The sequence below is a fragment of the Chryseobacterium sp. MMS23-Vi53 genome (assembly GCF_047651245.1).
Classification (GTDB): Bacteria; Bacteroidota; Bacteroidia; order Flavobacteriales; family Weeksellaceae; genus Chryseobacterium.
This window is the reverse complement of the sequence record NZ_CP180265.1, coordinates 977621-996555: the sequence shown is the minus strand read 5'-3', so window position 1 is coordinate 996555 and position 18935 is coordinate 977621. Positions and strand designations below refer to the sequence as shown.

Below are 18935 nucleotides of genomic sequence, written 5' to 3'. Positions count from 1 at the left end.
CATTTAAATCTAAACTTATGGAAAATTCAAATTCAGAATCAGCATTTAATCCGGAAGATTTTGCCATCGTTAAAGCCCGCACTTTCGATGAATTGGTTGTCGGAGAGGTTTTTCGAGCGCCAAGCCGAACTTTGACGGATGCACACGCTTCAGCTTTCCAAACGGTATCATGTGATAACCACCCGATTCATTATGACGCAGAATATGCAAAGAGATTCGGTCACAAAGCACCAGTGGTTCACGGTTTACAGGTTTTGGCATTCACTGCCCCTGGTGCAACGTTGCTTCCTCATTATTTCGGGAATGTTTTTATTGCTTTTTTAGAATTATCATGCAATTTTTTACAGGAAGTTCATTCCGGCGATACATTATATTCTTCATTGACTATTACTGATCTAACGCCGCAAGGAGATAAGGGAGTCGTCACAACAAAAGTGACTGTTTACAACCAAAAATCTGAATTGGTGCTGGAAGGTCAGCATAAATATCTGCTGAAAAGATAAATTCTATTGAATCAGCTGTCTTTGATATTGAAAAACAGCTGATTCAAATTTCATCATTATTTAATTCATTAACCCGACATTTTTAAAATTAAATCTGTCAAAAAAACTATATCCTATTATGAAACTAAAATCAATTCTCGGAACTGCGGCTTTATTATCAGCCGTGTTCTTTACCAGCATCAACGCACAAAATACAGCGAAATCTCCAAAAGCAAGAGCGGAATATATAGAAGTGGAACCCAATGTAAAGCTTCATGTTATCGACCTTGGTGAAGGTAAACCTGTTGTTTTAATTCACGGATATCCGTTGAATGATGCTTCCTGGGAATACCAATATCTTCCTTTAGTAAAGGCAGGTTACCGTGTTATTGCCATCACTTTGAGGGGTTTCGGACAGTCAGATAAACCGTATGGCAAATACAATTATGACCAGTTTGCTTCTGATATCAAAACTGTTTTAGACAAACTGGATATCAAAGATGCCACTTTGGGAGGACATTCGATGGGAGGAGCAATCGCTTTACATTATGTGGCAAAATACAACGCTGCACACGTTAGCAAATTGGCATTATTCGCAGCTGCGGCACCTGTTCATACCAAAAAACCGGATTATCCTTATCCATTATTTACAAAAGAAGAAATCACGCAATGGGTAGACCGTGTTAGCGTAGACAGACCCGGATTACTGAATACGATCGGCGAGAGATTCGTTTTATCAGCAACTTCAGTTCCGGCGGGAATCGGAGCGTGGTTAGGCGGAATCGAGATGCAGTCATCTGCGTACGCAATGGAACAGGCTTTAATCGCTTTACGAGACGAAGATTTGAGAGGCGATTTGCCTAAAATCAAGATTCCGACACTTATTATGCAGGCAAAGCAGGACAGAATCGTGGCATATGCTTTAGCAGAACAAATGAATAAAGCTATCAAAGGCTCTAAATTAATTCCTTTTGAAAACAGCGGACATGCCTTATTTATTGAAGAAAAAGACAAATTCAACGAAGAATTATTAAAATTTTTAAAGCAATAATTTCTTTAAAACTTAAAAAATCAACAACTAAAATAAACTTTTATGAAACCATCACCTAAATTATTATCTCCTGATAATCATGCACTTGTTCTGATTGATTTTGAAGGTCAAATGGCATTTGCAACAAAAAGCATTTCGATGAATGAACTGCGAAACAATGTTGCCGTAATTTGCGGAGCTTCCAAAATATTCAATGTTCCGACGATTGTAACAACCGTTGCTGAGGAAAACTTTTCGGGACCCGTTTTCCCGGAAATTGAAGAAGCATATCCGATGGCAACTTCGGGCTATATCGACAGAACGACAATGAACACCTGGGAAGACGAAAACGCTTACAAAGCCATTATAGGAACTCAAAAGAAAAAATTGGTTTTTGCAGGCTTGTGGACAGGCGTTTGTATAGTCGGACCGGCTTTATCGGCATTGGAAGAAAATTATGATGTTTATGTAATTACCGATGCCTGCGGAGATGTAAGTGATGAAGCACACGAAAGAGCCATCCAGAGAATGATTCATGCCGGGGTAAAACCGATGACTTCGATTCAATATATTTTAGAATTGCAGAGAGATTGGGCGCGTCAGGAAACATATGTTGCGGTAACCGATTTGATGAAGAAATACGGCAGTTCTTATGGGTTGGGAATTCACTATGCTCACAAAATGATCAAACATTAATCTAAAATTTTCAATGTTGAAATCTGCACGCTCCATATCGTTTTTAAAAATTATCACTCTCTTGATTTTTATATATTCTGAAAATGTATCGGCTCAGAGCTTCAAACTTCTGCGTTACGATGAAAATTATGAATATTTAAAAGATTCTGCTGATACTTTCTATAATAAGGTTAAATTTCTTCCGCTCAATGAAAAGAAAGATGTTTATCTGTCTTTCGGTGGCGAAGCCAGGTTCGAATATGTGGATTTCAACAACGAAGATTGGGGTAGACTCAATATCGGTCACAATAACTTCTTTCTGCAACGGTACGATGTTCACGCAGATTTGCATTTAGGAAAAAACATTCGGGTATTTTCACAGTTAAGAAGTGCTTTGCAAAACGGAAGAAAAAACGGTTCGAGGGGAATTGATGAAGATCAGCTGAGTATTCAGAATCTATTTATTGACGCTAATGTGATTAATCAATCTGAACAAAAACTGGCTTTCAGACTTGGACGGCAAGAACTGGATTACGGTTCCGGAAGATTAATTTCGGTAAGAGAAGGTCCGAATGCAAGGCTTTCATTTACAGGAGCAAAAGTAATGTATTCGTACAAAAATATTTCGGTCGATGCTTTTGCAATGATGGCAGACAGCATCAATACAGGAGTTTTCGATAATACAATTTCAAAACAGCTCAACCTTTGGGGAGCGTATTCTAAAATCATTATTCCTAAAGCGGGGAACCTCGATTTGTATTATATCGGAATCCTTAGAGACGAATCTGTTTTTGAAGTCGGAACGGCCAAAGAAAAACGCCATACCATCGGCGGAAGACTGTGGAAATACGGTGGCGGATTCATTTACAATCTGGAAGCGGCCTATCAGTTCGGAACATTTGGAGATGAAGATATTTCTGCATGGACAGGTTCGGTTGATATTGGATATTTATTTGAAAATGTAAAGTTTAAGCCGAGTATCAACCTTCGGAACGATTACATTTCCGGAGACAAATCCAAAGAAGACGGGAAACTGAATACTTTCAATCCATTATATCCGAAAGGCGGTTATTTTGGTTTCAGCCCGCAGGTCGGTCCGGTCAATCTCATCGATATTCATCCGTATGCAACGTTAGATTTAACTTCTAAATTAAAAATGCAGGTTGATGTTGTTTTCAACTGGCGATATTCTTTGAATGACGGGGTTTATCGACCAAGTGGCGTATTAAACCGTCCTGGAAGCAGCTCACACAAAAGATATATCGGGACAGCCTATCTAACCAATTTTACCTACAGTTTCAGCAAATATATCTCGTTGGTGAGCGGACTTCAATATTTTCAGAAAGGAGAATTTATCGAAGATATTATTCCGAATGCGAAAAGTGGAGTTTTTTATAACATCCGTTTAGGATTCAAATTTTAATTATTACTAAAATCATTTATTATGCAACATTCAATTTCAAAATATTTCAATTGGTCTAAAGCAATGCTTGCTGCATTTGTTTTAACAACTTCAGCAACCAATTTCATTTCAGCACAGACAGCAACTGTCGAAACAAAAACGGCTGTCGAAACTTCAAAAAATTGGGGAACCGTCGACGGTGTTTCCATCGTAGGATTGGTGCAGGGACCTTCTGCCGCAGTGGCAGATCTACAAATTGCCTGTGTTTTCGAATATACTGACGGTGATATTTTTAATCCGCCTGCGCTTCCTAAAGATTTGAACGGAATGGTTCACTTGGATGAAGCTTTGAAAGGAATTATTACCGATGTCAGAAAAAGCGGAAAATTCCAAGGTCACGCTTTGGAAACTTTGTTGATTGCTCCTCCAAAAGGAAGTTTAGCTTCAAAAAAATTATTATTAATCGGATTGGGAGACAGAAATGCTTTCAACGCAGACTTAATGAAAGAAGTTGGAAGCGTTGCAATGAGAGAGGCTTTAAAATTACAAGTAGCAACTGCCTCTTTTGCTAGTGACTTAAAAGATGCAGGAATAGACTCACCAACGGCTTTAGTAGCAGAAAATGTGGTTTTGGGAGCTTTTGATGCTTATCGTGCTCAGTCGTATCTTAAAGGTAAAAATTATTCGGATGAGCTAAAATTAAAGAAACTTATTTTACTAGCCGGACCATCATTTTTCGCCGTTGCAGGAGGAGGAATTCAGGATGCTATTTCAAAATTGAACGCTAAATAATTGATTGTGAAGGCAGATTTAATTTTATTTAACGGAAAAATCCACAGTTTCAACAAAGAAAAGCCGGATATTTCTGCAGTTGCTATTAAAGACGGAAAAATCATAGCCGTTGGAAATGACGGTTTGGTTGACCAGTTTTCTGAAGAATCTACAAAAATTATCGATTTAAAAAAGAGAAGAGTAGTTCCCGGAATAAATGATTCTCACATCCATTTAATCCGTGGCGGACTCAATTATAATTTGGAATTACGATGGGATGGTGTTCCTTCCTTAGCCGATGCTTTGAGAATGCTGAAAGACCAGGTAGACCGCACACCTTCTCCACAGTGGATTCGAGTCGTTGGTGGCTGGTCAGAATTCCAGTTTGCGGAAAGAAGAATGCCGACATTGGAAGAGATTAATTCGATTGCTCCCGAAACTCCGGTTTTTATTCTTCATTTGTACGACAGGGCGTTGATGAACAGAGCAGCATTGAAAGCCGTAGGTTTTACCAAAGATACTCCGGCTCCGGCAGGTGGTTATATCGAAAGAGATGCCAATGGCGAGCCTACAGGTTTGATCATCGCGACGCCAAACGCCATGATTTTATATTCAACGCTGGCGCAAGGCCCGAAGTTATCTTATGAACATCAGTTGAATTCTACAAGACACTTTATGACTGAGCTGAATCGTTTCGGAATCACTAGTGTGATTGATGCGGGTGGTGGTTTCCAGAATTTTCCGGATGATTATAAAGTGGTCAATGAACTGAATGAAAAGAAACAGTTAACCGTAAGAATTGCCTACAATTTATTTACACAAAAGCCAAAGCACGAATTTGAAGATTTCAGCGATTGGATCGATACCGTAAAATTGTATCAGGGCGACGATATGTACCGTCACAACGGGGCAGGAGAGATGTTGGTATTTTCGGCAGCAGATTTTGAAGATTTTATTCAGCCAAGACCCGATTTGCCGGAAAATATGGAGGCAGATTTGGAAAAAGTCGTGAGATTATTGGTGGAAAACCGTTGGCCTTTCAGACTTCATGCGACATACAACGAAAGTATTACCAGATTTTTAAATGTTTTTGAAAAAGTAAATCAAGATATTCCATTCAATGGACTTCCATGGATTTTTGACCACGCAGAAACGATTGATGAAAAAAATATCGAACGTGTAAAAATGCTCGGCGGTGGAATCGCTATTCAAAGCAGAATGGCATATCAGGGTGAATATTTTACTGACCGATACGGAAAAAATGCCGCTGAAAATACACCGCCAGTTAAAAAAATGCTGGAAATGGGAGTACCTGTTGGTGGTGGCTCGGATGCGACAAGAGTCAGCAGTTATAATCCATGGGTTTCGATGTACTGGCTAACGGTCGGAAAAACGGTTGGCGGACTTCAATTGTATTCCGATACAAGATTGGACAGAAATGTTGCGTTGGAACTTTATACGAAAGGAAGCGCGTGGTTTTCTCAGGAACAGCAGAAGAAAGGTGACATTCAAGTGGGTATGTTTGCGGATCTGGCAGTTTTAGACAAAGATTATTTCACGGTGGATGATGAAGATATTAAAAATATCGAAGCCGAGATGACCGTTGTAGACGGAAAAATTGTTTACGCCAAAGGTGAATTTTCTTCATTCGCACCACCTTCGATTCCTGTATTGCCGGATTGGTCGCCGACAAATCTTTACAACGGTTATTATCCTATTGGAGGACATGTTCAGATGAAAATTGAGAAAAATTCAAAATCGCAATTAAAATCACCTTTAACTTCTCAGATTCACAGTTGTGTGGGAAGTTGTGATGTTCACAATCATAATCATGATGCGGCAAGACTGAGCAGTGTTCCTGTGAATAATTACCATTCATTTTGGGGAGCGCTAGGATGTTCTTGTTTCGCTTTTTAAACAGATAAATTATGGAAATTTTAAAACAGATTCTTTCATCAGATGTAGGATCATCATTTAATGATGTTGCAATTCTGATATTCAGAATACTTTTGGGAATTGAATTGTTCCGTGTTCACGGTCTAAAGAAGTTTAGAGTGGAAAACGGGAAAAAAGAAGTAATCCCGAATCCGCTCGGGCTTCCCGATAAAATGAATGCTCTGGTTGCTTCACTTGCCGATACGGTAGTTCCTTTTTTAATTATTTTAGGGTTAGGAACTCGAATCGCTGTATTACCGACGATTGGTGTGACAGCCATTGGTTATTTTGTCGTTCACAGAAAAGATTCGCTAGAAGTACGCGACGTTCCTTATATGTACACCTTATCTTTATTATTAATTTTTGCTTTAGGCGCAGGAAAATATTCACTTGATTATTATTTATTAAATCTTATTTAACATGAAAAATTCAATCGGAATTAAAAACGAAAATCTGGCAAAAGTGGCTGAATTATTAATTAAAACTTTAGCAGACGAATTTGTTTTATACACCAAAACCAGAAAAGCACACTGGAATGTGGAAGGTCCGGATTTTTACAACAAACATCTTTTCTTTGAAGCACAATATCAGCAACTGGATGAAATTATTGATAATTTAGCGGAAAGAATAAGAACATTGGATCATTACGCACCGGCGACTCTGAAAGAATATCTTGAACTTACCCATCTTTCTGAATCTCCTTTACAGTCTAATGACAGCCTGACGTATATGAAAGAGCTTCTATCGGACCACGACAGCATTATTATTCACCTGCGTGAAAATATTGAAAATTTTGAAGACGAATTTAAAGATGCAGGAACAAGCGATTATATTACAGGACTTATGGAAACGCACGAGAAAATGGCTTGGATGCTTCGTTCTCATTTAAAATAAAAATATGGAGTTAAAACATAGTATTAGCTTCGTCACTTTATTGCTGGCGATGATTGCAGGATATTGTGACACGGTAACTTTTGTGGCGGCGGAATCTATTTTCTCCGCCCATGTTACAGGTAACTTTATTGTCTTTGCTTATCAGTTTGTAAAGGGTTCAGATATAAATGCTTGGGTAAAGCTTTTAACGTTCCCCGTATTTATTCTGGCAATCATTACGGGAGGACGGATTTCGGGAAAAGTGGCAAATCATTACATCATTTTATTATTAGAAGGAGTATTGCTTTTGTTGGCGGGAATCTTAGTTGCTGTTTTAGATTGTAATGGAATGTTTTCTCATGTAATGATGTATTTTGTTGCGATGATAACGGTTTTTGCAATGGGACTTCAGAACGCTTTCGGAAAATTATATGCCAAAGAAACATACGGCCCAACTACCATGATGACAGGTAATGTAACCCAGGCTTCTCTGGATTTTGGAAAACTTATGTACAGTGGTTTTCATCATCCGGAGGCGTTGGAAAGCTTAAAGAAACAGCTTTTTTTAATTTTAGGCTTTTTGGTGGGATGTTTTCTAGGTGCTTATGCAGGAAAGCAATTCGGTTTGATGACCTTGATTTTTCCGGGTCTCGGTATGATTATTTGCTATCTTTATCACCGCAAAAATTAATGTTAATTCCAACATAATAACACAATAATGTATTTTTAAATCATGAATTCCAGCGCTTTTTCCATTTTCAGAAATTCATTGAACGCGATGTATTCGATGGTTTTGCTTATGCTTGCCAACACTTCTGTGGTAGCGCAGACAAATGAGGATCCTGGAAAATTGGAAAACCAGATTTCAAAAGCAGCAAACAGTAATCAAAAAGTTGAATTAATGATCCGACTAAGCAGTTATTATCTGAATAAACAGGGAGAACTGAAAGAAGATCTTGAAAAGGCAGAAAAAATAAATTACAAAGCTGAAAATTTAAGCAAAACATTAGATTACAAAACAGGATTTGGAAAATCCTTGCTTTTAGAAGCCCAGATTCTGAGGGAAGGAGGAGATCCCAAAAAAGCACAGAAAAAAGCGAATGAGGCATTGAAATATTCAAAAAGCAATAATCTGGAAATTATTTCCGCGGATATTTATCGGGAACTTTGCACTTATGGTGGTATGGAAAAGGCAGATATTGAACGCAAAATAAAATATCTGGAAGCTGCAGTGTCGCTTTATAAAAAAAATAAGGCATTCAAGAAACAGGCAGACGCTATGAAAGATCTTGCGGATTACTACGGTCTTATACAGGAAAATCAAAAAGCTCTGGCCATTCTTGAAAATGCAGTAGCGATTTATAAATCAATAGGATTCAGGGAGCTGCAGGGTGTTTATACGTTAATGTCAGGAAATTATGGCGTACTGCAAAATCCACAACTGTCACTGAAATATGCATTGCTGGCAGAAAAAATAGCAGAAGAAGTAAATGATACAAGTTATCAACTTTGTACGATTTACAATCACATTGGTCTGGCCTATTATGACCTTCTTAAATTTGATATTGCCTTCAATTATTTTGAAAAGTCTTTAAACATTGCCCTAAAAAACAAGAATGTAAATGATATTAATACTTTAAGCTATAACCTAGCCTCACTCTATTGCCACAAAAAGAATTACGATGCAGCGCTAAGAACTCTGAAAAGAATTCAGAAAAATTATCCTCCGCTGGATGAGATTACCAGAATAAGACAACTCTTTTTGTTTACAGTTTGTTATTCCATGACCAAAAGAACGGAGCAAGCAAAACCGTATTATGAGCAGCTTGTCAAAAAATACAAAGAATCTCAAGAAGGGCTTTTCTATAAATTAACAGGAATAATTATTTATTTACAGCGTTCTGGACAAGCTGAAAAAACTTATGCTTATCTAAAAAAATTTAAAGAATATGCTAAAAAATCAGATAAACTTGTATTCTATTCACAGGTAGAACTTCTGGCTTTCCAGTCTGATCATGCGAGTAAAAAATATGAATCTGCGATTTCGCATTTGAAACAGCATCAGGTATATAAAGATTCGATTTTTAATTTAGAAAAACTGAAACAATCCACTGCACTGGAACTTCAATTCGAAACTGAAAAAAAGGATAAAAATATCAAATTACTTAAACAGCAGGCAAAACTGCAAGCTGTAAAAATTGAAAATGAAAAAGTAGTTCGTTACGTTTTTATTGGTAGTGTGGTTGCGCTGGTACTTTTTCTCGCATTGCTATACAACCGTGCCAGACTTAAAAGCAATGCCAACAAAAATCTGGAAATCAAACGAAAACAAATTGATGAACAAAACGAACAGCTTAAAAAACTGCTTGCAGAAAAGGAGTGGCTGTTAAAAGAAATTCATCATCGGGTAAAAAATAACTTACAGATTGTCATCAGTCTCTTAAATACTCAGTCTGCTTATCTGGAAAATGAAGATGCATTAAAGGCTATACAAAACAGTCAGCACAGGATGCACGCGATGTCTCTGATTCATCAAAAATTATATCAGTCTGATAACCTCTCGATGATCGATATGGCTTGGTATACGAATGAACTGATTGATTACATCAAAGATTGTTATTCCTCCGAAAAATCAATCAAATTTAATTTGGATGTCGATAAAATTTTCCTGGATGTAGCGCAAGCCGTTCCGATGGGATTAATCATCAATGAAGCAATCAATAATACCGTAAAATATGCATTTCCTAAAGATGAAAAAGGTGAAGTAAGTGTTTCGTTCAAAAATATAGAGAAAGATTTTTATCAGTTAATTATTTCAGATAACGGAATAGGTTTGCCCGAAAATTTTAATATTGATGAAACCGAATCTTTAGGAATGAATCTGATGAGAGGATTAGCCGATCAGCTCGACGGAACATTCTCTCTCGAAAATAAAAATGGTCTGAAGATCATGGTCACATTTAGAAAAAAAACAGAAATTGAAGCTTCGAACTGACAAGTGGAAATTCTAACGAAAAATGAAAGAAAAAATTTTAATTGTAGAAGATGAATTTATTGTTGCTAATGATTTGAAAATCATGCTCAAGAAAGCGGGATATCAGGTCACAGACATTGCATCTTCTGTTGTACAGGCAAGAAAATCAATTGTCGAGAAAAAGCCGGATTGGGTACTGCTTGATATTATGCTGAAAGGTGATCTTACCGGCATTGATCTGGCATGGGAGCTTCGTGAAATCAATTTGCCTTTTCTCTATATTTCTGCCAACACCAATCAAACGATTTTGGAAGCGGTAAAAGAAACCCAACCTTACGGATTTATGGTAAAGCCTTTCCGCGAGCGTGATCTGATGGTAATGCTGGATATTGCCAAATACCGTTTTGATGTCGAAAAAAATACTGAAGTTCAGGAAATTGAGAATCATCATCAGATTGAAGGAATTATTGGAAAAAGTCCATTACTTCAGGATGTTGTAGAGAAAGTAAAAGTAGTTTCACCAACAGATACCTCGGTTTTAGTGGTTGGAGAAAGCGGAACCGGTAAGGAAAAAATTGCTCATTCCGTACATCTGCTTTCAGGCAGAAAAAACAGCAAAATTGTGGTAGTCAACTGTGCCGCATTGCCTCATTCTTTAATTGAATCTGAATTATTCGGGCACGAAAAAGGCAGTTTCACCGGAGCCAACACGCAGAGAATTGGCAAATTTGAACAGGCAAATGGGGGAACTGTATTTTTAGACGAAATTGGCGAGTTGCCATTGGATTCCCAGGTTAAATTATTGAGAGTTCTTCAGGAAAAAGAAATTGAGAGGTTAGGCGGAAATAAAACGATCAAAGTCGATGTCAGAATTGTTGCTGCTACCAACCGTTCGCTCGAAAAAGAAGTTGCAGAAGGCAGATTCAGATTGGATTTATATTACAGATTAAATGTTTTTCCTATTGAACTGCCATCTTTAAAGGAAAGAAAAGAAGATATTGATTTACTTGCAAAGTACTTTTTGAATAAATATGCAAGCGCTTCCAAAAGAAATATAACTTCAATCAGTGAAGATGCTTTGAAGCAGCTTCAGCAATATAACTGGCCGGGAAATATCCGTGAATTAGAACATTTGATTGAAAGAACGGTTCTTTTAACGAAAACATCAGAAGTCACCCATTTTGAACTTCCAAAAAGTATTGAAAAATCTACTTTAGAAGAATCAAACAGCGAAATCAAATCACTGGAAGAAATAGAAAGAGACCATATTATGAAAGCACTCCAAAGCTCAAACGGAAAAGTTTCAGGCACTGGCGGCGCTGCCGAAGTATTAAAAATTCAGGCGCAGACACTTTATTCCAAAATGAAAAAACTAGGAATCGATAAAGGCTACAAATAAATGTTATGGAAAAGGAAACAGGCAGAATGGAAGGATTCAGCGACGGTGTTTTTGCCATTGCGATTACGCTTTTGGTTTTAGATCTTCACGTTCCCGACGAGAATTCCATAAAAAAGGGGAGTGATTTAATCATTTTTCTTAAAAATCAGTGGCCTGCATTTTTGGCTTTTGTTCTGTCTTTTTTCAGCATTTTCATTATGTGGGTAAACCATCATAAGATATTTAAACAGATTTACAGGAGGAATTCAGCAATTACTTTTGCTAATGGCTTAATACTTTTCTTAGTTTCTGCAGTTTCATATCCAACAGCTTTACTGGCGAGGTATTTCGATGGTGAAGCTTCATCCATTGTAGTAGCTATCTATACAGGAATTTTTGTTTTAATCAATATTTCTTATAACTTACTCTGGTATCTTGCCAGTAAAAATAAAGAATTGCTGCGTCCCGGAATTACCAATATTGCCATTAAAAAAATCCACAATAATTATCTTTATGGTTTACCTATATATTTAACAGCCTTAATTTTATCGTTTTGGATTCCAACTATTTCGCTGATCATCATTTTAGGATTATGGATTTATTGGGCGGTTTCTTCCGGAAAAATTGAAATGCATTTCAATAACAGCCATAAACATTAGTAAAAAAGAATTTATTCTGATTTTTTAAACAGATAATTCTTTTTAATTCCCAGCTTCTGCATCTTCGAAATAAGTGTTGTAGCGGGCAATCCCAATAATTTTGCAGCACCAGATTCACCGGAGATTTTACCATTGCATTTTTCTACAACTTTTAAAATGTATTCTTTCTCCATTTGATGCAGTGTTTTGATTTCTAAATCTTCAACAGGCTTTTTAAGATCAGTAATTTTTGGAAAATCCATTTCCTTTATCAATTCGTCTTTCGTGGTAATAATACTTCGTTCAATTAAATTTTCGAGCTCACGAATGTTTCCAAGCCAAGAATTTTCACACAATTTGTTCATTATTTTTTGAGAAAAACCCTTGATTTTTTTATTGTATTTTACCGCGTGTTCTTGGAGAAAATAATTGGCAAGCAAAGGAATGTCACTTTTTCTGTCACGCAACGCCGGAAGATGAATTGGGAAAACATTGAGACGATAAAACAGATCACTGCGAAAATTCCCATTGGCAACCTCTTCCTGAAGATTTCGATTGGTTGCGGCAATTACTCTTGCATTTACTTTTATAGATTTATTACTGCCAATTCGCTGAATCTCTTTTTCCTGTAAAACCCGCAACAATCTTCCCTGTAATTCTAAGGGTAATTCGCCAATTTCATCCAAAAAAATGGTACTGTTCTGAGCCTGTTCAAACTTTCCGATTCTTAATTCCGTGGCTCCTGTAAAACTACCTTTTTCGTGACCAAACAGCTCACTTTCAACCAAATGTTTTGGGATAGAAGCGCAATTTATTTTAATCATCTCCTTTTTTGAGGCCGAAGATAAATTATGAATAGCTTGTGCAATCAATTCTTTTCCAGTACCGGTTTCCCCATCAATCAAAACATTAGAAGATGATGGGGCAACTTGTAAAATCTGATCAAATATATCCTTTATCTCATCACTTTCTCCGATAATCCCTTGAAATCCTTCTTCCTTTTTTTTCTCGTCAACCGGCTCTTGGATTTTTTCATGGACCAGATTAGGTCTTTTTTTCATCTGTTTACCAATCAGTATATTCCTGATGGTAATGGATATTTGAGTGCCAATTCCCAATAAAATTCTTTCCGGAAAATCATTTGCCGTAATGTAATTTTTATAAAAAAGATACAGCACATTTTGATCATTTAAAATGGAAGGCAAACAAAATCCTACCACGATCCGCATTCCTGCTTTTTTAGCATTTGAAAAATAGGATGGTGTAGATGAATTGTCAGTCAGTTCCTTCAAATCCATGAATAAAGGTTCCGCGGAATTCATACATTTTTCAAAATAAGCGTCGCAACTGCTTTTGTGAGTTTTAACGTTAATATTTAAACTGGTGAGAAAAGTCTCAATATCTACATTTGATTTTCTAAGTAATAGAAAATCATTAAAATGAAATTCAGCTTTTAAACTTTGAGTAAAAACAGTTTGAAAATCGATTTCATCAAGGATAGTAGCCAATGACTTATTCAGCGTTGAAATGAGAGACCATTCTTTCTGCATACTTTGCAGTCGCTGGATCATTTCGGTATTTTGGCTGTCGGATTTGCTCATCAAAGATTTATTGAAAGCTAAAGATATGGAAAGTGTTTTATTAAATAAAAGCTTTTGTCTGAATGATATTTTATCAAAACAAATATGAAACTAGAGATTATGCCAAAAAATCTGTGTTTGAATATAGAAACACTTTACATTACGCAGAGAAGGCATTTACTCTCTCTTAGAAAATTTAACCATAAAAGAGTATCAAAATTTAATGTTTAATCAATCAAAAAATGTAGCATAGAGAATATATAAATTTTGTTTCAAAATAATTGCAAGTTCATTTAGATTCTTCTGGCATTTCTAAATCATTTAATTATAATTCATTTCATTTTTCATCATTTTTTGAGATTTCAGTAGCCCACTTGCGTTATGCGACAGTGTTAGCCTTACAAATAGTTAGCATTTGGTTTTTGACTACATCAACAGTCGTTTTGGATAAATCCAACCTTTAACTTTATGTCATCTTTGTATCAACAAAATAATTTAAGATGGAAAACGATATTAAAAATTGGACAGCTTCAAATATTCCTCAAAGAAATAACGGTTTAGCTGTTATCACAGGAAGTACAGAAGGTATTGGTTACGAAGATGCATTGGCATTATCTTCTGCCGGTTGGAAAGTGATTGTAATGGGTCGAAACGCTCAAAAAGGAGCTGATGCAATTACTAAGATCCAACAAATTAATCCGAAAGCAAAAGTCAGTTTTGAAAAAATAGACCTTGCTGACTTATCTTCCGTCAAATCCTTTGCTTCGAGAATGGTAGCAAGAGGTGAACCCATCCATCTGCTCATCAACAATGCTGGTGTAATGACACCACCCAAAAGGCTCGAAACAGCCGATGGCTTTGAATTGCAATTCGGTACAAATCATATAGGGCATTTTGCATTGACAGCCCAATTGCTTCCTTTGCTTCGTAAAGCACTTGGCGCTCGTGTAGTCACCGTTTCAAGCATAGCCAATCGTAATGGGCAAATTAATTTTGATGACCTTCAGTCAACAGTTTCGTATATTCCGGGGAAAGCATACAGCCAGGCAAAAATTGCAAACTTAATGTTTGCTTTAGAATTTCAGCGACAAAGTGAAAAGCACGGTTGGGGCATTACAAGTATTGCTTCACATCCGGGTGTTTCCCGAACAAATCTATTGATAAACGGTGCCGGAAAATGGAGTATTCCGGGAATTATGCGAAGATTTTTCCCGTTTTTGTTTCAGCCACAAGCACAAGGAGCGTTACCCACTTTATTTGCGGCCACTTCGCCGGAAGCGAAAGGGGGAATGTACTATGGACCTAACAGAATGAGTGAAACACGTGGTTTTCCATCGATCGCAAAAATCCCTGAACAAGCACATGATAAAGAAGTTGCTAAAAAATTATGGGAAGTATCGCAAAAGCTAGCAAAAGTTGAGTTTTAGTATTTTGATATAGTTTAAAAGAATTCAATAAATTAGTAAAGTAAGTTTTAAAAACAAAACGATGGTAAAAAGTATAATTTCTTTGGTATTGTTATTAGTGTCGGTTTTTCTGGCATTCAAACACGGTTGGGAAACATTTAATTACAAAAAAAATCCTGAAGCGATGAAAATGATGGGCGAATTGGGCATTACCGATACAATGATACCCATTTTTGGTGCGGTGACATTATTAGTTGGCATCCTGTTACTCATTCCCAGAACATTTTTCTTGGGAAATATGCTCAATGCTATTTCCATATTAATAATTATGGCATTGGCAATGAGAGTCGGGGATTTTAAAATGGTGTTGCTGGAAATTCCGTTTTTAATGATGCCTTTGGTGTTGATTTGGTTGAAATACCCGTTTTTAAAAAATTAATCAAATCTGCATTATGGAGAAACCAGTCCGAATAAAAACTATTTCTGAGTTGCACCAAATAATGGGTTTGCCTAAACCGCATCATCCTTTGATTGAACTCATTGACTTATCCAAACAAAAAAAAGATACAGGAATTTTTGCTGTACTATTTGATTTGTATGTGATTACTTTAAAGAGAGGTTGCGATAAATTGATTTACGGACAGCAACAATACGATTTTGATGAGGGAGTGATGGCATTTTTATCACCTGGGCAAATTTTACGTGGAGAAAGTGATAACATTCCAGAAAATATTGAAGGGTGGATGTTGTTTATCCATCCCGATTTTTTATGGAATACTTCTTTGTCTAAAAAAATAAAACAATACGATTTTTTTGCCTATACTACCAATGAAGCCTTGTTTTTATCGGATAAGGAAGAAACTATTATCAACGGAATTGTAGAAAATATTAAAAATGAATATCAAACAAACATCGACCAGTTTAGCCAGGACATCATCATTTCACATGTAGAAACATTGTTGAATTATTCGGAACGGTTTTACCAGCGACAATTTATCACACGTAAGAAAACCAACCATCAAATCCTCGACCGGTTGGAAGTATTACTTTCAGATTATTTCAACAGTGATGATTTGGTTTCAAAAGGATTGCCGACCGTTCAATACATTTCAGACAACTTAAATGTTTCGCCAACCTATTTGCGTAGTTTACTCAAAACATTAACGGGCTTGAATACCCAACAGCACATTCACGAAAAACTGATTGAAAAAGCAAAGGAAAAATTGTCGACAACGGATTTAACGATAAGTGAGATTGCTTATGAATTAGGCTTTGAACATATCCAATCATTCAGCAAACTGTTTAAAGAAAAGACCAGTCAAAGTCCCCTGGAGTTTAGAGCCAGTTTCAATAAATAAACATCACTCAAATTTTACTGAACTAAAGACGTCTACGATTTTGTTATAAGAAACCTCACTTGGGTTACAAATAGCATTTTAGATATAATGATCTTTGCTTCAAATATTTTAAAATTTGAGAAATGAAAAAGGCATTAATTACAGGTGCAAATAAAGGCATCGGTTTAGAGGTAGCAAAACAATTGATACAAAAGGGATATTATGTTTATTTGGGGAGCAGAGATTTAAATAATGGTAAACAAGCCATCGAAAAATTAAAAAATGAAGGTCTGAACAATGTTGAATTATTAGAAATAGATGTTACCAAACAGCATTCGGTAAACAATGCCCGGATTGAATTGGGTAAGAAAACACAGGTATTGGATGTACTGATCAATAATGCCGGTATCAATGGAATAGAATTTAGCGATGGCAAACCGGTGATGCATACTGCTATAGAGACAAGTGTTGATGTCTACAAGAAAGTCTATGAGGTTAATGTGTATGGTGTGATAAGAGTTACCCAGGCATTTTTGGATCTATTGCGCAATTCTCCGGCACCCAGAATTGTCAATGTAAGTTCAAGCCAAGGGTCACTCACTTTGCACAGCGATCCACACTTTATTCACTACAATCATAAAGGCTCGGTATATCAATCATCAAAATCAGCCTTAAATATGTACTCCATTGTATTGGCGTATGAATTAAAAGACACGCCTTTCAAGGTAAACGCAGTAAGCCCGGGTTCTACAAAAACAGATTTTAACCATAATTTAGGGCAAGGTTCTGTTGAAGACGCCGGTAAAAGGATTGTAAAATATGCGGTTGTTGGTGATGATGGACCTACAGGTAAATTTTTCTCGGAAGATATGAATACAGACAGCGGCGAAATTCCGTGGTAGAAAATCACTAAATTTACGAGATGAAAAAGGACAAAAATATTCCTTACCATTACAATTCACTTACAGAGTTGCACCGGATGCTTGGGTTACCTAAACCCTTGCACCCGTTGATTAGTTTTTTTGACAATACCAATAGAAAGATAGATTACAGCAGCATAGCGGATCTGCGAACTTCGGCATTTTATAAGATCTCTTATAAATCAAATCTTACCGGGCAGCTAAAATACGGACAACATTATTACGACTTTGATGAAGGCGGACTGTTTTTTGTATCGCCTAATCAGATTACTGCAAATAGCGATAATAATGGCGACCATTCTGGTTACACTTTATTAATTCATCCTGATTTTTTATTATCTTATCCTTTGACAAATAAGATAAAGCAATATGGCTTTTTCTCTTATTCTGCGGATGAAGCATTGCATCTTTCAGATAAGGAAAAAGATACTATTATTTCAATTTTCAAAAATATTGATGAAGAATTACAAAGCAGAATTGATGATTTCAGTCAAGATGTCATGATCTCACAGATTGAAACTTTGCTTAATTACAGCAACCGATTTTACAAGAGACAATTCATAACCCGAAAACAAGTAAATAACGACCTGTTGCTAAAAATGGAGGAAATTTTAGAAGAAATTTTTAAAGATGAGAATCTGACTGCCCAAGGTATCCCGACCGTCCAGCATCTTTCAGAAAGTCTCCATCTTTCGCCAAGCTATTTGAGTGATATGTTACGCTCTTTAACAGGACAAAATGCACAACAGCACATCCAAAACAAGATCATTGAAAAAGCAAAAGAAAAATTATCTACCACTAATTTATCAATTTCAGAAATAGCCTACGAATTAGGTTTTGAATATTCACAGTCATTCAGTCGATTATTTAAAGCTAAAACCAGTCAAAGTCCGCTAAAGTTTAGGGCTGGCTTCAATTAGTTGTGTAAAAGTAAATTTGCAGAAATATTAAAATTAAAATCAATGAGAAAATTATCACTTTTCATTGCTATGAGTTTAGATGGCTACATAGCAAAACCAAACGATGACCTCAGTTTTTTGAAAATGGTAGAAAAAGAAGGGGAAGATTACGGTTACGCGGACTTTACTTCACAAATTGATACAATAATTATTGGCAGAAAAACCTACGATTATGTACTTAAAGAAATCGGCCCGTCTCACTATGACAATGGCCAAAGGGATGTTTACGTTATCACAGGAACCGAAAGATCAAAAGTAGGCAGAACGACTTTCTATACAGGAGATATAGCAGAATTAATCAACCATCTAAAATCTGGAAAAGGAAAAAATATATATTGTGACGGTGGTGCCGAAATTATAAATGAACTGCTGAAACATCATCTGATCGACGAGTTTACAATTTCAGTGATCCCGATTTTATTAGGTAACGGAACAAAGCTTTTCAAAGACGGAAGACCGGAGCAGGCGCTTGAATTCATTACGGCAAAAACATTTGAAACAGGATTGGTACAGCTAAAGTATGAACGAAAAAAATAATTAGTTTTTTAAAGGGGAAAATTCCGTAGAAGTGTAAA

General features: G+C 36.5%; 19 protein-coding genes. 18 read left to right on the top strand and 1 reads right to left on the bottom strand.

What is annotated here, in order from left to right:
• Positions 1–17: 17 nt before the first annotated feature.
• The 12 genes from ACKX2A_RS04520 to ACKX2A_RS04465 all read left to right on the top strand — a co-directional run bounded on the left by ACKX2A_RS04520 (position 18) and on the right by ACKX2A_RS04465 (position 12179).
• Entirely contained in the window at positions 18–503 is a 486-nt protein-coding gene (locus ACKX2A_RS04520) for a MaoC family dehydratase (RefSeq protein WP_415327842.1), read from the top strand.
• A 118-nt stretch (positions 504–621) separates the two neighbouring features.
• A complete protein-coding gene (locus tag ACKX2A_RS04515) occupies positions 622–1533 on the top strand; it encodes an alpha/beta fold hydrolase (protein WP_415327841.1) in 912 nt (303 codons plus the stop codon).
• A 42-nt stretch (positions 1534–1575) separates the two neighbouring features.
• Positions 1576–2208 carry a hydrolase gene (locus tag ACKX2A_RS04510; protein WP_415327840.1) on the top strand — a complete coding sequence of 211 codons (633 nt, stop codon included), beginning with the start codon at positions 1576–1578 and terminating at the stop codon, positions 2206–2208.
• A 61-nt stretch (positions 2209–2269) separates the two neighbouring features.
• Positions 2270–3610 (top strand): alginate export family protein, encoded by a 1341-nt coding sequence (locus ACKX2A_RS04505; RefSeq protein ID WP_415327839.1) that lies wholly within the window; start codon positions 2270–2272, stop codon positions 3608–3610.
• 21 nt (positions 3611–3631) lie between these two features.
• Complete coding sequence (locus ACKX2A_RS04500) at positions 3632–4381, top strand: M17 family peptidase N-terminal domain-containing protein (protein ID WP_415327838.1); 750 nt, start codon at positions 3632–3634, stop codon at positions 4379–4381.
• A gap of 6 nt (positions 4382–4387) precedes the next feature.
• Entirely contained in the window at positions 4388–6277 is a 1890-nt protein-coding gene (locus tag ACKX2A_RS04495; protein ID WP_415327837.1) for an amidohydrolase, read from the top strand.
• An 11-nt stretch (positions 6278–6288) separates the two neighbouring features.
• Positions 6289–6714 (top strand): DoxX family protein, encoded by a 426-nt coding sequence (locus tag ACKX2A_RS04490; protein ID WP_415327836.1) that lies wholly within the window; start codon positions 6289–6291, stop codon positions 6712–6714.
• Between the two features lies 1 nt (position 6715).
• The gene (locus ACKX2A_RS04485) at positions 6716–7189 is read left to right on the top strand and encodes a Dps family protein (RefSeq protein WP_415327835.1); all 474 of its coding nucleotides are present in this window, start codon (positions 6716–6718) and stop codon (positions 7187–7189) included.
• Positions 7190–7193: 4 nt separating this feature from the next.
• Positions 7194–7859: a YoaK family protein gene (locus tag ACKX2A_RS04480; protein WP_415327834.1), complete on the top strand. Its 666-nt coding sequence runs from the start codon at positions 7194–7196 to the stop codon at positions 7857–7859.
• A 42-nt stretch (positions 7860–7901) separates the two neighbouring features.
• Positions 7902–10163 (top strand): histidine kinase dimerization/phosphoacceptor domain -containing protein, encoded by a 2262-nt coding sequence (locus ACKX2A_RS04475; RefSeq protein WP_415327833.1) that lies wholly within the window; start codon positions 7902–7904, stop codon positions 10161–10163.
• A 22-nt stretch (positions 10164–10185) separates the two neighbouring features.
• Positions 10186–11541, top strand: coding sequence for a sigma-54-dependent transcriptional regulator (locus ACKX2A_RS04470; RefSeq protein WP_415327832.1), 1356 nt, complete (start codon positions 10186–10188; stop codon positions 11539–11541).
• Between the two features lie 5 nt (positions 11542–11546).
• Positions 11547–12179, top strand: coding sequence for a TMEM175 family protein (locus tag ACKX2A_RS04465; protein ID WP_415327831.1), 633 nt, complete (start codon positions 11547–11549; stop codon positions 12177–12179).
• A gap of 11 nt (positions 12180–12190) precedes the next feature.
• Here ACKX2A_RS04465 and ACKX2A_RS04460 read toward each other — a convergent pair whose 3' ends face one another.
• Positions 12191–13759 carry a sigma-54 interaction domain-containing protein gene (locus ACKX2A_RS04460; protein ID WP_415327830.1) on the bottom strand — a complete coding sequence of 523 codons (1569 nt, stop codon included), beginning with the start codon at positions 13757–13759 and terminating at the stop codon, positions 12191–12193.
• 479 nt (positions 13760–14238) lie between these two features.
• Here ACKX2A_RS04460 and ACKX2A_RS04455 point away from each other — a divergent pair, with 479 nt between their 5' ends.
• The 6 genes from ACKX2A_RS04455 (at position 14239) to ACKX2A_RS04430 (ending at position 18897) form a co-directional block, all read left to right on the top strand.
• Complete coding sequence (locus tag ACKX2A_RS04455) at positions 14239–15165, top strand: SDR family oxidoreductase (RefSeq protein WP_415327829.1); 927 nt, start codon at positions 14239–14241, stop codon at positions 15163–15165.
• Between the two features lie 61 nt (positions 15166–15226).
• Positions 15227–15583 (top strand): hypothetical protein, encoded by a 357-nt coding sequence (locus ACKX2A_RS04450; protein WP_415327828.1) that lies wholly within the window; start codon positions 15227–15229, stop codon positions 15581–15583.
• A 13-nt stretch (positions 15584–15596) separates the two neighbouring features.
• Complete coding sequence (locus tag ACKX2A_RS04445; protein WP_415327827.1) at positions 15597–16502, top strand: helix-turn-helix domain-containing protein; 906 nt, start codon at positions 15597–15599, stop codon at positions 16500–16502.
• A 122-nt stretch (positions 16503–16624) separates the two neighbouring features.
• The gene (locus ACKX2A_RS04440; protein ID WP_415327826.1) at positions 16625–17383 is read left to right on the top strand and encodes an SDR family oxidoreductase; all 759 of its coding nucleotides are present in this window, start codon (positions 16625–16627) and stop codon (positions 17381–17383) included.
• Between the two features lie 20 nt (positions 17384–17403).
• Entirely contained in the window at positions 17404–18321 is a 918-nt protein-coding gene (locus ACKX2A_RS04435) for a helix-turn-helix domain-containing protein (RefSeq protein WP_415327825.1), read from the top strand.
• A gap of 42 nt (positions 18322–18363) precedes the next feature.
• Positions 18364–18897: a dihydrofolate reductase family protein gene (locus tag ACKX2A_RS04430; protein ID WP_415327824.1), complete on the top strand. Its 534-nt coding sequence runs from the start codon at positions 18364–18366 to the stop codon at positions 18895–18897.
• Positions 18898–18935: the final 38 nt, after the last annotated feature.

Bases quoted from the DNA above. Each gene is read 5' to 3' on its own strand.
- ACKX2A_RS04520 (WP_415327842.1), top strand. From the start codon at position 18: ATGGAAAATTCAAATTCAGAATCAGCATTTAATCCGGAAGATTTTGCC.
- ACKX2A_RS04515 (WP_415327841.1), top strand. From the start codon at position 622: ATGAAACTAAAATCAATTCTCGGAACTGCGGCTTTATTATCAGCCGTG.
- ACKX2A_RS04510 (WP_415327840.1), top strand. From the start codon at position 1,576: ATGAAACCATCACCTAAATTATTATCTCCTGATAATCATGCACTTGTT.
- ACKX2A_RS04500 (WP_415327838.1), top strand. From the start codon at position 3,632: ATGCAACATTCAATTTCAAAATATTTCAATTGGTCTAAAGCAATGCTT.
- ACKX2A_RS04490 (WP_415327836.1), top strand. From the start codon at position 6,289: ATGGAAATTTTAAAACAGATTCTTTCATCAGATGTAGGATCATCATTT.
- ACKX2A_RS04485 (WP_415327835.1), top strand. From the start codon at position 6,716: ATGAAAAATTCAATCGGAATTAAAAACGAAAATCTGGCAAAAGTGGCT.
- ACKX2A_RS04480 (WP_415327834.1), top strand. From the start codon at position 7,194: ATGGAGTTAAAACATAGTATTAGCTTCGTCACTTTATTGCTGGCGATG.
- ACKX2A_RS04475 (WP_415327833.1), top strand. From the start codon at position 7,902: ATGAATTCCAGCGCTTTTTCCATTTTCAGAAATTCATTGAACGCGATG.
- ACKX2A_RS04470 (WP_415327832.1), top strand. From the start codon at position 10,186: ATGAAAGAAAAAATTTTAATTGTAGAAGATGAATTTATTGTTGCTAAT.
- ACKX2A_RS04465 (WP_415327831.1), top strand. From the start codon at position 11,547: ATGGAAAAGGAAACAGGCAGAATGGAAGGATTCAGCGACGGTGTTTTT.
- ACKX2A_RS04460 (WP_415327830.1), bottom strand. From the start codon at position 13,759: ATGAGCAAATCCGACAGCCAAAATACCGAAATGATCCAGCGACTGCAA.
- ACKX2A_RS04455 (WP_415327829.1), top strand. From the start codon at position 14,239: ATGGAAAACGATATTAAAAATTGGACAGCTTCAAATATTCCTCAAAGA.
- ACKX2A_RS04450 (WP_415327828.1), top strand. From the start codon at position 15,227: ATGGTAAAAAGTATAATTTCTTTGGTATTGTTATTAGTGTCGGTTTTT.
- ACKX2A_RS04445 (WP_415327827.1), top strand. From the start codon at position 15,597: ATGGAGAAACCAGTCCGAATAAAAACTATTTCTGAGTTGCACCAAATA.
- ACKX2A_RS04440 (WP_415327826.1), top strand. From the start codon at position 16,625: ATGAAAAAGGCATTAATTACAGGTGCAAATAAAGGCATCGGTTTAGAG.
- ACKX2A_RS04435 (WP_415327825.1), top strand. From the start codon at position 17,404: ATGAAAAAGGACAAAAATATTCCTTACCATTACAATTCACTTACAGAG.
- ACKX2A_RS04430 (WP_415327824.1), top strand. From the start codon at position 18,364: ATGAGAAAATTATCACTTTTCATTGCTATGAGTTTAGATGGCTACATA.